A 14,160-nucleotide genomic window follows, 5' to 3' on the forward strand; every position below is an offset into this window, starting at 1 on the left:
AGCCCAATAAAATGAGCAGCAAACCACCGGTTTGCGCGGCTTCCACCACAACACTGGAAGCCCCTGCCGCCAGCGTGCGATACGAGTACAGCCAGCTAGAAGATTGCTCCCCTGCCAGCGCCGACCTCGCCGAGGAAGTGGCCCTGGCCATCGCCTACAACGGCATCAGCCAGGCGGTGATGCTGGTCAGTCCCACCGACCTCGACGACTTCGTGGTCGGCTTCAGCATTGGCAGCGGCATCGTCGACAGCGCCGACGACATCTACGACATCAGGCTGGCCGGCAGCGGTTCGGCCCTGCACGCTCAGGTGGAAATCGCCAGCCGCGCGTTCTGGAACCTCAAGACCCAACGTCGCCAACTGGCCGGCACCAGCGGTTGCGGCCTGTGCGGCGTCGAGGCCGTGGAGCAGGCCCTGCCCGACCTCAAGGTCCTGCCCGGCGCACCTTTGCCACCCGCCGAATGGCTGGCCGGCCTGCGCCAGCGCATCAGCGCCTTCCAGCCCCTCGGCCAGCACTGCGGTGCAGTGCATGCCGCGCTGTTCATGGATTCAACGGGTGAACTGCTGCTCGGCCGCGAAGACATCGGTCGGCACAACGCCCTCGACAAGCTGATCGGCGCCTTGATCCGCCAGCGCATCGACACCCATGGCGGCCTCGCCGTGGTCACCAGCCGCTGCAGCCTGGAACTGATCCAGAAGGTCCTGCGCGCCGGCATCCAGACCCTGGTCAGCCTGTCGTCGCCCACCGGCCTGGCCCTGCAATGGGCCCGGCGGCACAACCTGAACCTCATCCACCTGCCGCAACACAGTGCGCCACGGGTCTTCAGCCCGGCGCGGGAGAAGCGATCGTGAGCCTGCATCATCAAGCCGACCAGAAACCCGTTCCGCGCTACAAGCCCTACCACGGCGCCGCCGGCGGCTGGGGCGCGCTGCGCAGCGTCGCGCAGGCGTGGATCGGCAGCGACAACGCCCTGAAGAACATCCGCGCCCTGCTCAAGACCAACCAGAACGGCGGTTTCGACTGCCCCGGCTGCGCCTGGGGCGACTCGCCGGAATCCGGCATGGTCAAGTTCTGCGAGAACGGCGCCAAGGCGGTGAACTGGGAAGCGACCAAGCGCCGCGTCGACCCGGCCTTCTTCGCCCGCCACAGCATCACCTCGCTGCTCGCCCAGAGCGACTACTGGCTCGAATACCAGGGCCGCCTGACCGAGCCGATGGTCTACGACCCGGCCAGCGACCGCTACAAGCCGATCAGCTGGGACGACGCCTTCGCCGTCATCGCACGCCACCTCAAGGCGCTGGAAAGCCCCGACCAGGCCGAGTTCTACACCTCGGGCCGGGCCAGCAACGAAGCGGCGTACCTGTACCAGCTGTTCGTCCGCGCCTACGGCACCAACAACTTCCCCGACTGCTCGAACATGTGCCACGAGGCCAGCGGCGTGGCCCTGGGCCAGAGCGTCGGCGTGGGCAAGGGCACGGTGACCTTCGACGACTTCGAGCACGCCGACGCCCTGTTCGTCTGGGGCCAGAATCCCGGCACCAACCACCCGCGCATGCTCGAACCGCTGCGCGAGGCAGTACAGCGCGGTGCCCAGGTGGTGTGCATCAACCCGCTCAAGGAGCGCGGCCTGGAACGCTTCCAGCATCCGCAGCACCCGATCGAGATGCTCACCAACGGCGACCGCCCGACCAACACCGCTTTCTTCCGTCCGGCCCTGGGCGGCGACATGGCGATGATGCGCGGCATGGCCAAGTTCCTCCTGCAGTGGGAACGCGAGGCCCTGGCCAAGGGTGACGAACCCGTGTTCGACCACGCCTTCATTGCCGAGCACACCGCCACCGTCGACGAGTACCTGGCGGTGGTCGACGCCACACCGTGGGAGCAGATCGAAAGCCAGTCCGGCCTGCCGCTGGGCGAGATCGAGCTGGCGGCGCGGATGTACGTGAAGGCCAGGAAAGTCATCATGTGCTGGGCCATGGGCATCACCCAGCATCGCCACTCGGTGCCGACCATCCAGGAAATCGCCAACCTCATGCTGCTGCGCGGCAACCTCGGCCAGCCGGGCGCCGGCCTGTGCCCGGTGCGCGGCCACAGCAACGTGCAGGGCGATCGCACCATGGGCATCAACGAGCGTCCGCCGGTGGCCCTGCTCGACTCCCTGGAGCGGCATTTCGGCTTCCCGGTGCCGCGGCACAACGGCCACAACACCGTCGAGGCGATCCACGCCATGCTCGAAGGCCGTGCCAAGGTGTTCATCGGCCTTGGCGGCAACTTCGCCCAGGCCACCCCGGACACCGACCGCACCGCCCAGGCCCTGCGCAACTGCGACCTGACCGTGCATATCAGCACCAAGCTCAACCGCAGCCACCTGATCCATGGCAAGGAAGCGCTGATCCTGCCGTGCCTGGGCCGCACCGACATCGACCAGCAGGGCGAAGGCCCGCAGGCGGTGACCGTGGAAGACTCGTTCAGCATGGTCCACGCCTCCAATGGCCAGCTCAAGCCGCTGTCGCGGCACATGCGCTCGGAGCCGGCGGTGATCGCCGGCATCGCCGCAGCGACCCTGGGCAACCACCCGGTGGACTGGAACTGGCTGATCGCCGACTACGGGCGTATCCGCGACCTGATCATGCACACCATCCCGGGCTTCGAGCAGTTCAATGAACGGCTGCAGCATCCGGGTGGTTTCTACCTGGGCAACAACGCCGGCAAGCGCATCTGGAAGACCGCCAGCGGCAAGGCCAACTTCAAGGCCAACCGCCTGCCGGACGACCTGCTCCACGAAGGCGTGCGCGCGACCGGCAAGCTGCCGGACCTGATCATGCAGTCGATGCGTTCCCACGATCAGTACAACACCACCATCTATGGGCTGGATGACCGTTATCGCGGGGTGCGCGGGCAGCGCAACGTGCTGTTCGCCAACGAGGCCGACATCATTCGCCTGGGCTTCAATCCGGGGGACAAGGCCGACATCGTGTCGTTGTGGGGAGATGGGCTGGAGCGACGGGTGACGGGCTTTACCCTGCTGGCCTTCGATATCCCGGCAGGGCAGGCGGCGGCCTACTATCCGGAGGTGAATCCGCTGGTGCCGCTGGAGAGTGTCGGGGATGGCAGCCATACGCCGACGTCGAAGTTTGTGGCGATCCAGTTGAAGCCGGCCACTGTCGAGGCCCGAATCATCTAAAGGCCGTACGCGGACCTTGTGGGAGCGGGTTTACCCGCGATTGCGGTGGTGAATTCACTATTGCAATCGCGGGTGAACCCGCTCCAACAGGGTTCGCGGTGGCTTTGAAATCTCAGAAGGGCACATCTCCAAGGATCGTCGCCCGATGCATCACCCGCCGCTGCGGCCGGTAATCATCCACCGCGTAATGCTGGGTCACCCGGTTATCCCAGAACGCCACGTCATTCTCCTGCCAGCGCCAGCGAATGGTGAACTCCGGCCGCGTTGCATGGGCGAACAGCAACTTCAGGATCGCCTCGCTCTCCAGCTCGCTCAGCTCATTGATCCGCGTCGTGAACCCGTCACTGACGAACAACGACTTGCGCCCGCTCACCGGGTGCGTGCGGATCACCGGATGGGAAATCGGCGGATTGGCCTTGCGCGTGGCCTCCCAGCGCGCCAGGTCTTCCGGGGTGCTGCCAAAACGCGCCAGGGGGAAGGACTTGGTGAAGTCATGGGTCGCGGTCAGCCCGTCGAGCAGCTGCTTCAACGGCTCCGACAGCGCCTCGTAGGCGGCGATGCCACTGGCCCACAGCGTGTCGCCGCCATAGGCCGGCAGTTGCTTGGCCGCCAGCACCGCCCCCAGCGCCGGGGTCGGCAAAAAGGTCACGTCGGTGTGCCAGATGGCGTTGTCGCGCACATCGGTCACGGCGGTATCCAGCACCAGCACCTGTGGGGTGTCCGGCACGTTCGGGTAGATCGGATGGATATGCAGGTCGCCGAAGCGCGCGGCGAAATCCGCCTGCTGGCGCGGGTTGATCGCCTGCTCGCGGAAGAACAGCACCTGGTGCGCGAGCAGGGCCTGCTCGATGGCATCGCGGGTGTCGGCGTCGAGCTCGCGGCTCAGGTCCACGCCACTGATTTGCGCGCCGAGCGCGGTGCTCAGCGGGGTAATGATCAGGCTCATGTCTGTCTCACTAATGAATTCGTTTCAGTGGCTCTGGCCGTGCCACGGCACCAGTTTGCGTTGCAGGGCGCGCAGGCTCATTTCCAGGGCGAAGGCGATCAGGGCGATAACCAGGATGCCCAGCACCACCACGTCGGTGACCAGGAACTGCGCCGCCGACTGGACCATGAAGCCCAGGCCGCTGGTGGCCGCGATAAGCTCGGCAGCGACCAGGGTCGACCAGCCCACACCCAAACCGATGCGCACGCCGGTGAGGATGTCCGGCAAGGCGCTGGGCAGGATCACGTGGCGGATCAGTTGCGCCTTGCTCGCACCCAGCGACTGCGCCGCACGCAGCTTGGCCGGGTCGACGGTGCGCACGCCGGTGGCGGTGGCAATGGCGATGGGGGCGAAGATCGCCAGGTAGATCAGCAGCACCTTGGACAGCTCGCCGATGCCGCACCAGATCACGATCAGCGGCAGGTAGGCCAGCGGTGGGATCGGCCGGTAGAACTCGATCAGCGGGTCGAGAATGCCGCGGGCGATGCGGTTGTGGCCGATGGCGATGCCGATCGGGATCGCGGTGAGGATCGCCGCGCCGAGGGCCAGGCCGATACGGCCGAGGCTGGCACCGAGATGCTGCCACAGGGTCGATTCCATGTAGCCCTGGGTCAGCAGCACCCAGGCCTTGCCCAGCACCGCTTCCGGCGAGGGCAGGAACAGCGGTTCGATCCACTCCGCCGCGGTCACCAGCCACCACAGGGCGAGCAGGCTGCCGAGGGTCAGACCGCTGATCCAGCGGGTGCTCAGGGTGCGCCGCACGCGGGGGGAGACGGTGGTGGGTTTTGCCGTCACCGGCAGTTCGAGGCTGCTCATGCGGACTCCCTGCGTTGCGAGAAGACCCGCGCCAGCACGTGCTCGCGGGTTTCGATGAAGGACGGATCAGACTTGATCGAACGCGCCGACTCGCCGGCCGCATAGCGCTGGCCGAAGTCCAGGTGCAGGCGCTCCACCACCCGCCCGGGATTGGGCGCGAGGAGGATCAGGTCGGTGGCGAGGAAGACCGCTTCCTCGATGTCGTGGGTAATCAGGAACACCGGCTTGGCCGTGCGCTGCCAGACCTGCAGCAGCAGTTCCTGCATCTGCTCGCGGGTGAAGGCATCGAGAGCGCCGAAGGGTTCGTCCATCAGCAGCACGCGGGGATCGGCCGCCAGCGCGCGAGCCAGGCCGACGCGCTGTTTCTGGCCGCCGGAGAGCTGCCAGATACGCCGGTCGGCGAAATCGGCAAGGTCCACCAGCGCGAGCATTTCCCGCGCCTTTTTCTCACGCTGTGCACGGGGCACGCCGGCCAGTTCGAGGCCGAAGGCGACGTTGGCCAACACATCCTGCCAGGGCAGCAGGGCATCATCCTGGAACACCACGCCGCGCTCGGCGCCCGGCCCTTGCACCGGCACCCCGTCGAGGGTGATGCGTCCGGCGCTCGGGCTGACAAAGCCGGCGATCAGGTTGAGCAGCGAGGTCTTGCCGCTGCCGGAAGGGCCGAGGGCCACCAGCAGTTGCTGCGGGCCCAGGCTCAATGAGATGTCGGCGAGCACCGGTTCGGCGGCGCCGGGATACTGTGCGCTGATGCGCTCCAGCTGTAGCAGGGCCATGACGACTCCGTGACTCAGTTGGTGATGAACTGCGAGCTGACGTACGGCGAGTAGTCCGGCAGGACTGCTTCGACCTTGCCCTGCTCTTTCAGGAATTTCGCGGTCTCGGTGATCGCCTGGGTGGTCGGCGCGCCAAGGGCGGCGACCTGGTCGGCGGCCAGCGGGAACACGTTGCCTTGCAGCAGGCCAGGGATGTCGCTGGTCTTGGCGCCGGAGAGCTTGGCCAGCTTGTCGACGTTGGCCTTGTCCGCCAGCCAGGCTTGCGGGTCCTTGCGGTAGTCGGCGTAGGCGTCGAGGGTCACCTTGGCGAAGGCCTTGACCACTTCCGGGTGCTTGGCGGCAAAGTCCTTGCGCACGATCCAGGCGTCGAAGGTCGGCGCGCCTTTCTTGGCCAGGTCACCGGAGGTGATCAGCACCTTGCCGTTTTCCTTGGCCACGCCCAGAGCCGGGTCCCAGACGTAGGTGGCGTCGATGTCACCGCGTTTCCAGGCGGCGGTGATGGCGGGCGGCGCGAGGTTGAGGATCTGCACCTTTTTCGGGTCGATGTTCCACTGCTTCAGTGCGGCCAGCAGGCTGTAGTGGCCGGTGGAGACGAAGGGCACGGCGACTTTCTTGCCGACCAGGTCCTGCGGCGAGTTGATGCCGGCGCCGTCACGGGCAACCAGGGCTTCGGCGGCGCCGATCTGGGTGGCGATCAGGAAGGTTTCCACCGGCAGCTTGCGGCTCGCGGCGGCGGCCAGCGGGCTGGAGCCGAGGTAGCCGATCTGCACGTCGCCCGAGGCCACGGCGGTGATCACGTCGGCACCGTTATCGAATTTGCGCCAGTCGATGCTGGCCTTGCTGGCCTGCTCGTAGCGGCCATCGACCTGAGCCACCTTGGCCGGGTCGACAGTGGTCTGGTAGGCGACGGTGAGGTCGGCGGCCTGCACGAACATGGCGGCACCGGCCAGGGTCAGGGCAGAAAACAGGCGCAGCGGGGCGAAGAAGGTCATGGTGGACTCCTGGCGGGCGGATTCGGTGGTGAGTGGTTGAAAGACTAATTGATCTAAGAAACTAGAAATAAATAACTTTTTCGAATTAGCTTAGGAGACAAACATCCAAGGCCTTGCGCGGACCTTGTGGGAGCGGGTTCACCCGCGATTGCGTCGGTGAATTCACTACCGCAATCGCGGGTGAACCCGCTCCCACAGGGGCCCGCAGCGTCTGTTGATTCTGTGTTGCCACAGCAACAACTGGTTTTCTATTCATATCCCCAATAGTTATTTCAAATATTTTTTATGCGCATTTACGGTATATGAACCGGACCACCGGACCCCATTGCACCACCGCCATCCAACAATGAGGTCAGGTATGTCCAATCTCGCCACCACCACCGTCCACAGCGACCTGGACACCGCGCCGCTGCTGCTCCCGGCCACCGTGCTGCAGAGCGACGCCGAGGCTATCGCGGCTGCCCATGAACTGGCCGCCAGCGCCCGCCTGCAGGCCGGCAAGCGCGACCAGCAACGCAAGCTGCCTTGGGCCGAAGTCGAGCAGTTCACTCGCAGCGGCCTCGGCAGCATCAGCATTCCCCGCGAATACGGCGGCCCGGAAGTGTCCTTCGTGACGATCGCCGAAGTCTTTCGCATCATCAGCGCCGCCGACCCGGCGCTGGGCCAGATCCCACAGAACCAGTTCGGCCTCTTGCAACTGCTGCGCGGTGCCGCCAGCGAGCGGCAGAAGCAGGTGCTGTTCAAGTCCGTGCTGGACGGCTGGCGCATCGGCAACGCAGGCCCGGAACGCGGCACGAAAAACACCCTGGAGCTGAAAGCACGTATCGTCCGTGACGGCGACGTGCACCTGATCAGCGGCCAGAAGTTCTATTCCACCGGCGCCCTGTTCGCCCACTGGGTCGCGGCCAAGGCCCTGGACGAAGACGGCCGCCTGGTGCTGGCCTTTATCCGTCGCGGTAGCCCGGGGCTGCGTATCGTCGACGACTGGTCCGGCTTCGGCCAGCGCACCACCGCCAGCGGCACCGTGCTGCTCAACGAAGTGCCGGTGGACGCCGAACTGGTCGTGGAAAACTGGCGCATCGGCGAAACCCCGAATATCCAGGGCTCGGTGTCGCAACTGATCCAGGCCGCCATCGATGCCGGCATCGCCGAGAACGCCATCGACGACGCCATTGCCTTTATCCGCGAACGCGCCCGTCCGTGGATCGATGCCGGCGTCGACAAGGCCGGCGACGATCCCTACGTGATCGCCGATATCGGTCGCCTGAAGCTCGAACTGCACGCCGCCCAGGTCCTGCTGGCGAAGGCCGGCAAGGTCCTCGACGAGGTCAATGCCGCACCGGTGGACGCCGCTTCCGCCGCCCGCGCCTCCATCGCCGTGGCCGAGGCCAAGGTGCTGACCACGGAAATCTCCCTGCTCGCCAGCGAGAAGCTGCTGGAGTTGTCCGGCAGCCGCGCCACCCTTGCCGAATTCAACCTCGACCGCCACTGGCGCAACGCCCGGGTGCACACCCTGCACGACCCGGTGCGCTGGAAATACCACGCGGTGGGCGCCTACCACCTCAACGGCACCCTGCCCGCCCGGCATTCCTGGATTTGACCAGACCACTGGAGCCCGCTTCATGAGCCACGTTTCCCTCCCGCACTACGACGTGCCGGTGATCGCCGACGACGCCCAGGCCCTGGCCATCGCCGAGCAGATCGCCACCCGACTGCAGCAGGACAGCATCCTTCGCGACCGCGAACGCCGACTGCCCCATGCCGAACTGGAGCTGTTCTCACGCTCCGGGCTGTGGGGCATCAGCGTGCCAAAAGCCTACGGTGGCGCCGGCGTGTCCAACGTCACCCTGGCCAAGGTGATCGCCCGGATTGCCCGGGCCGACAGTTCTCTGGGGCAGATCCCACAGAACCATTTCTATGCCCTGGAGGTGCTCCGGGTGAACGGCAGCGAGGCGCAGAAGCAGCGCCTGTACGCCGAGGTCCTGAAGGGCGTGCGTTTCGGCAATGCCCTGGCCGAACTGGGCACCAGGACCGCCAACGATCGCACCACCGCCCTCACCCGCGACGGCGACGATTTCCGCATCAACGGCCGCAAGTTCTACGCCACTGGCGCGATCTACGCTCAGCGCATCCCCACCTCGGTGGTGGATGAAAACGGCGTGCAGCAACTGGCTTTCGTGCCTGCCGACAGCACCGGCCTGAAGGTGATCGACGACTGGAGCGGCTTCGGCCAGCGCACCACCGGCAGCGGTTCGGTGCTGTTCGACGACGTCGCGGTTGCCGCCGCAGACGTGGTGCCGTTCCAGAGCGCCTTCGAACGCCCGACCCCGGTCGGCCCGCTGGCGCAGATCCTCCACGCTGCCATCGACACCGGCATCGCCCGCGCCGCCTACGAGGACGCCCTGCACTTCGTGCGCACCCGCACCCGGCCGTGGATCGACGCCACCAGCGACAAGGCCAGCGAAGACCCGCTGACCCTGAAATCCTTCGGCCACCTGGCGATCCGTCTGCATGCCACCGAGGCCCTGCTTGAACGCGCTGGCGAATTCCTCGACCACGCCCAGGCGCAGACCAATGCCGAAACCGTGGCCGCCGCCTCCATCGCAGTGGCCGAAGCCCGTGCCATCAGCACCGAGATTTCCCTGGCCGCCGGCAGCACCCTGTTCGAACTGGCCGGCAGCCAGGCCACCCTCGCCGAGCACGGCCTCGATCGCCACTGGCGCAACGCGCGCACCCACACCCTGCACGACCCGGTGCGCTGGAAGTACCACGCCATCGGCAACTACTACCTCAACGAGCAGAATCCTCCACTGCGGGGGACCATCTGATGGCGAAGAAGAAGATCCTCCTCAACGCCTTCAACATGAACTGCGTCGGGCATATCAACCACGGCCTGTGGACCCATCCGCGGGACACGTCGAGCCAGTACAAGACCATCGAGTACTGGACCGAACTGGCCAGGCTGCTGGAGCGCGGGCTGTTCGACGGGCTGTTCCTGGCCGATATCGTCGGCGTCTACGACGTCTATCAGCAGTCGGTGGACGTGCCGCTGAAGGAGTCGATCCAGTTGCCGGTGAACGACCCGCTGCTGCTGGTCTCGGCCATGGCCGCCGTGACGAAAAACCTCGGTTTCGGCCTCACCGCCAACCTCACCTACGAACCGCCGTACCTGTTCGCCCGGCGCCTCTCGACCCTCGACCACCTGAGTCGCGGCCGGGTCGGCTGGAACATCGTCACCGGCTACCTGGACAGCGCCGCCAAGGCCATGGGCCTGGACGCGCAGCCCGAGCACGACCGCCGCTACGACCAGGCCGACGAGTACCTGGAAGTGCTCTACAAGCTGTGGGAAGGCAGTTGGGAAAACGACGCGGTGATCGAGGACCGCCAGCAGCGCATCTACGCCCGGCCAGAGAAAGTGCACAAGGTTCGTCACCAGGGCGAGTTCTACAAGGTCGAGGGTTATCACCTCTGCGAGCCGTCGCCGCAGCGCACGCCGGTACTGTTCCAGGCGGGCGCTTCCGAGCGTGGCCTGGGCTTCGCCGGCCAGCATGCCGAATGCGTGTTCATCAGCGGCCAGACCAAGGCCGCGACCCGCGCCCAGGTTGACAAGGTGCGCGCTGCCGCCGTGGCCGCCGGCCGTGATCCCGAGGCGATCAAGGTGTTCATGGGCATCACGGTAATCGTCGCCGCCAGCGAAGACGAAGCCCGCGCCAAGCATGCCGAGTACCTGCGCCATGCCAGCGCCGAGGCCGGCGTCGCGCACTTCTCCAGCTCCACCGGCATCGACTTCTCCGCCTACGAACTGGACGAACCGATCCAGTACGTGAAGAGCAACGCCATCCAGTCGGCCACCAAGCACCTGCAGAACAACGACTGGACCCGCCGCCGCCTGCTCGACCAGCACGCCCTCGGCGGACGCTACATCACGCTCATCGGCTCGCCCGAGCAGGTCGCCGACGAACTGGAAAGCTGGATCGCCGAGACCGGTCTGGACGGCTTCAACCTGGCCCGTACCGTCACCCCGGAAAGCTACGAAGACTTCATCGACCTGGTGATTCCCGAGCTGCAAGCACGCGGCTCGTACAAGACCGCCTACGACCCGGGCAGCCTGCGGCAGAAACTCTTCCCCGCCGGCACCGCCCACCTGCCCGCCGAGCATCCCGGCGCCGGCTATCGCCACAACACCGAAACCGTCACCACGACCGGAGCGCTCCAGCATGCTTAAGACCCTTATCGGCCGCCCCGTCGCGGCACTGGCCCTGTCCCTCGGCCTGATCGGCGCCAGCCACGCTGCCGAGGCCCTGAAAGTCGGCACCACTGCGGCCTTCGCCGTGCCCCTGGAAGCAGCGGTGAGCGAAGCGAAGAAACAAGGCCTGGAAGTCGAGCTGATCGAGTTCAGCGACTGGATCGCGCCCAACGTCAGCCTCAATGCCGGCGATATCGACGTGAACTACTTCCAGCACATCCCCTTCCTGGAAAACGCCAAGGCTGCCGGCGGCTTCGACCTGGTGCCATACGCGCCGGGGATCATCAACAACGTCGGGCTGTATTCGAAGAAGTACAAATCCTTCGACGAGCTGCCGAAAGGCGCCACCGTGGCCATCGCCAACGACCCGATCAACAGCGGCCGCGGCCTGCAACTGCTGGCCAAGGCAGGCCTGATCACTCTCAAGCCGGGGGTCGGCTACAAGGCCACCGAGGAAGACATCGTCGCCAACCCGAAAGGCATCAAGATCCTTCAGGTCGAGGCCGTGCAACTGGTGCGTGCCTACGATGACGCCGACCTGGTGCAGGGTTATCCGCACTACATCCGCCTGGCCAAGACCTTCGATGCCGAGTCGGCGCTGCTCTTCGACGGCATCGACCACAAGGAATACGTGATCCAGTTCGTGATCAAGCCGAAGAGCAAGGATGACCCGCGCCTGGCGAAGTTCATCGATATCTACCAGCACTCGCCAGTGGTCCGTGCGGCGCTGGACAAGGCCCACGGCAAGCTCTACCAGCCGGGCTGGGAGAGCTGAGATGAGCACTGCCAACGCCCGTGTGGCGCCGGATGCGCCACCGCTCGAAGCTGTTCGCCGGGCGCTGCATCCGGAGCTGAACAGCGCCCATATCCGCTTCATCGGCCTGCACAAGACCTACCCGGGGCAGGACGCCCCGGCCCTGGCCGATATCGACCTGAACATCCAGCACGGCGAGATCTTCGGCATCATCGGCCGCAGTGGCGCCGGCAAGTCGTCGCTGATCCGCACCATCAACCGCCTGGAGCAACCCAGCGGCGGGCGGGTGCTGATCAACCAGGTGGATATCGCCGACCATGACGAAGACAAGCTGGTGGCCCTGCGGCGGCGCATTGGCATGATCTTCCAGCACTTCAACCTGATGTCGGCCAAGACCGTGTGGCAGAACGTCGAGCTGCCGCTCAAGGTGGCCGGAGTGCCCAAGACCGAGCGGCGGCGCAAGGTGGAAGCACTGCTGGAACTGGTGGGGTTGCAGGAGAAGCACCACGTGTACCCGGCGCAGTTGTCCGGGGGGCAGAAACAACGCGTCGGGATTGCACGAGCGCTGGTGCATGACCCGGCGATCCTGCTGTGCGACGAGGCCACCTCGGCGCTGGACCCGGAGACCACGGAATCGATCCTCGGCCTGCTGCGGGATATCAACCAGCGGCTGGGGCTGACGATTGTCCTTATCACCCATGAAATGGCGGTGATCCGCGATATCTGCCACCGCGTGGTGGTGCTGGAACGCGGACGCATCGTCGAGCAGGGCGAGGTGTGGCAGGTGTTCGGCGATCCCCGGCATGAGGTCAGCAAGACCTTGCTCGCGCCGTTGCAGCCGGCGCTGCCGGCGTCCTTGCTGGAGCGTCTGCTGCCGGACGCGCCGAATGCGCGGGCGGCGCTGGTGCTGCGCCTGCGCATCAGCGGTGCGGACCGCGAGGCGCCGGACCTGGCGGCGCTGTTCGCCGCGCTGGGTGGGCGGGTCAGCTTGTTGCAGGGCGGGATCGAGCCGATCCAGGACCGGGCCCTGGGGCAACTGGTCATCTCCGTGTCCGGCTCGCCGCACACGCCCGCAGAAATCATCCAGCGCGCCCGCAACTGGGCGGCGCAGGTGGAGGTGCTGGGCCATGTGGTTTGATCGTTTGTTGCAGGGGGTGATCGACACCCTGCTGATGGTCGGCGTGTCGTCGCTGATCGCTTTGCTGGTGGGGATTCCACTGGCCGTGATCCTGGTCACCAGCGGCAAGGGCGGGATCTTCGAGGCGCCCAACGTGAACCGGGTGCTGGGAGCGTTCGTGAATCTGTTCAGGTCGATTCCGTTCCTGATCCTGATGGTGGCGTTGATTCCGTTTACCCGGTTGATCGTCGGCACCACCTATGGCGTGTGGGCGGCGGTGGTGCCGCTGACCATTGCAGCGACGCCGTTCTTTGCGCGGATTGCCGAGGTGAGTCTGCGCGAGGTGGATCATGGGCTGATCGAGGCGGCGCAGGCGATGGGGTGCCGGCGTTGGCATATCGTCTGGCATGTGTTGTTGCCGGAGGCGCTGCCGGGGATTGTCGGGGGATTCACCATTACCCTGGTGACCATGATCAACTCGTCGGCGATGGCGGGGGCCATTGGTGCGGGGGGGTTGGGGGATATTGCGTATCGGTATGGGTATCAGCGGTTCGATAGTCAGATCATGTTGACGGTGATCGTGATGCTGGTGGCGTTGGTGGCGGTGATCCAGGTGAGTGGGGATCGGTTGGCGAGGCGGTTGAACAAGCGGTGAGTCAGGGAGATTTGGGACTCAGGTTTTATGGCCGCTTTGCGGCCAATCGCGGATTAATCCGCTCCCACGCCGATCGCGGTTACAGCCAAATTGCGTCCCAGTGGGGGTAGTCTCCTACCTTGCTGACAAGCCCGGCTCTCAGGGGATTGGCGATGATGTAGCGGGCCACGGCACGCAAATCCTCTTCTCGGCGCAAGGCGCGGTCGTGAAATCCGGATTGCCATAAACGCCCGCGAGAACCACGGGTTTTATTGATTTCCAAGGCACTACGGGCTTTGAACCGGCGCATCAGGACATCGAGCGTGATCTCGTTCAATTGCACCAGCCAGTGAACATGGTCGGGCATCACGACCCAGGCCAGCGACTCAACTGCACCTTCTGTTTGTGCCGCACGGAGTTGCTGAACAACCAGACGGGCCAGTTTCAAATCATCGAACAGCGGTTTGCGGTCACTGACAACACAGGTCAGAAGATACATGCGTCCACGTTCGGAATAGCGGCCTGTGCGAAGACGCTCGGAGGCGGGATAGGGCATGAGGTGAGTCCTTGAAAAGGAGAGTTTTCAAGGTAGTTCGGTGAACAACGCTGCGCCGGACACACATGGTTCCGGATATGTACTCACCCTCATGGAACAA

13 protein-coding genes are annotated in these 14,160 nt (G+C 65.5%); 8 read left to right on the forward strand and 5 right to left on the reverse strand.

Annotated elements, in window-relative coordinates; translation table 11 throughout:
- The first annotated feature begins 11 nt into the window (after positions 1-11).
- Positions 12-851, forward strand: coding sequence for a formate dehydrogenase accessory sulfurtransferase FdhD (gene fdhD, locus AC5QPF_RS30280; RefSeq protein ID WP_494961240.1), 840 nt, complete (start codon positions 12-14; stop codon positions 849-851).
- The gene (locus AC5QPF_RS30285; protein WP_494961241.1) at positions 848-3,184 is read left to right on the forward strand and encodes an FdhF/YdeP family oxidoreductase; all 2,337 of its coding nucleotides are present in this window, start codon (positions 848-850) and stop codon (positions 3,182-3,184) included. The genes fdhD and AC5QPF_RS30285 overlap by 4 nt, the downstream gene beginning before the upstream one ends.
- Before the next feature lie 112 nt (positions 3,185-3,296).
- Here the strand turns inward: AC5QPF_RS30285 and tauD are convergent, their stop codons facing one another.
- From tauD to tauA, 4 genes are read right to left on the reverse strand one after another with little or no spacing between them, the layout of a single operon-like run.
- Entirely contained in the window at positions 3,297-4,130 is an 834-nt protein-coding gene (tauD, locus tag AC5QPF_RS30290) for a taurine dioxygenase (RefSeq protein ID WP_494961242.1), read from the reverse strand.
- Between the two features lie 24 nt (positions 4,131-4,154).
- A complete protein-coding gene (gene tauC, locus AC5QPF_RS30295; RefSeq protein ID WP_494961243.1) occupies positions 4,155-4,985 on the reverse strand; it encodes a taurine ABC transporter permease TauC in 831 nt (276 codons plus the stop codon).
- The gene (tauB, locus tag AC5QPF_RS30300; RefSeq protein WP_494961244.1) at positions 4,982-5,761 is read right to left on the reverse strand and encodes a taurine ABC transporter ATP-binding subunit; all 780 of its coding nucleotides are present in this window, start codon (positions 5,759-5,761) and stop codon (positions 4,982-4,984) included. The genes tauC and tauB overlap by 4 nt, the downstream gene beginning before the upstream one ends.
- Positions 5,762-5,775: 14 nt before the next feature.
- A complete protein-coding gene (gene tauA, locus AC5QPF_RS30305) occupies positions 5,776-6,753 on the reverse strand; it encodes a taurine ABC transporter substrate-binding protein (protein WP_494961245.1) in 978 nt (325 codons plus the stop codon).
- A gap of 358 nt (positions 6,754-7,111) precedes the next feature.
- Between tauA and AC5QPF_RS30310 the strand changes: the two genes are divergently transcribed.
- The 6 genes from AC5QPF_RS30310 to AC5QPF_RS30335 are packed head-to-tail and all read left to right on the forward strand — an operon-like array spanning position 7,112 to position 13,525.
- The gene (locus tag AC5QPF_RS30310; RefSeq protein WP_494961246.1) at positions 7,112-8,353 is read left to right on the forward strand and encodes an SfnB family sulfur acquisition oxidoreductase; all 1,242 of its coding nucleotides are present in this window, start codon (positions 7,112-7,114) and stop codon (positions 8,351-8,353) included.
- A gap of 22 nt (positions 8,354-8,375) precedes the next feature.
- Positions 8,376-9,581: an SfnB family sulfur acquisition oxidoreductase gene (locus AC5QPF_RS30315; RefSeq protein ID WP_494961247.1), complete on the forward strand. Its 1,206-nt coding sequence runs from the start codon at positions 8,376-8,378 to the stop codon at positions 9,579-9,581.
- The gene (locus AC5QPF_RS30320) at positions 9,581-10,978 is read left to right on the forward strand and encodes an NtaA/DmoA family FMN-dependent monooxygenase (RefSeq protein ID WP_494961248.1); all 1,398 of its coding nucleotides are present in this window, start codon (positions 9,581-9,583) and stop codon (positions 10,976-10,978) included. The genes AC5QPF_RS30315 and AC5QPF_RS30320 overlap by 1 nt, the downstream gene beginning before the upstream one ends.
- On the forward strand, positions 10,971-11,774 hold the full coding sequence (locus AC5QPF_RS30325; RefSeq protein ID WP_494961249.1) for a MetQ/NlpA family ABC transporter substrate-binding protein: 804 nt from the start codon (positions 10,971-10,973) through the stop codon (positions 11,772-11,774). The genes AC5QPF_RS30320 and AC5QPF_RS30325 overlap by 8 nt, the downstream gene beginning before the upstream one ends.
- Position 11,775: 1 nt before the next feature.
- Positions 11,776-12,891: an ATP-binding cassette domain-containing protein gene (locus AC5QPF_RS30330; RefSeq protein ID WP_494961250.1), complete on the forward strand. Its 1,116-nt coding sequence runs from the start codon at positions 11,776-11,778 to the stop codon at positions 12,889-12,891.
- Positions 12,881-13,525: a methionine ABC transporter permease MetI gene (locus tag AC5QPF_RS30335; protein WP_494961251.1), complete on the forward strand. Its 645-nt coding sequence runs from the start codon at positions 12,881-12,883 to the stop codon at positions 13,523-13,525. Before AC5QPF_RS30330 ends, AC5QPF_RS30335 begins: the two co-directional genes overlap by 11 nt.
- A 79-nt stretch (positions 13,526-13,604) precedes the next feature.
- On the opposite strand, the gene AC5QPF_RS30340 is transcribed toward AC5QPF_RS30335, so the two are convergent.
- On the reverse strand, positions 13,605-14,060 hold the full coding sequence (locus tag AC5QPF_RS30340) for an REP-associated tyrosine transposase (protein WP_494961252.1): 456 nt from the start codon (positions 14,058-14,060) through the stop codon (positions 13,605-13,607).
- Between the last annotated feature and the right edge of the window lie 100 nt (positions 14,061-14,160).

Source organism: Pseudomonas sp. Con_6 (assembly GCF_059379395.1).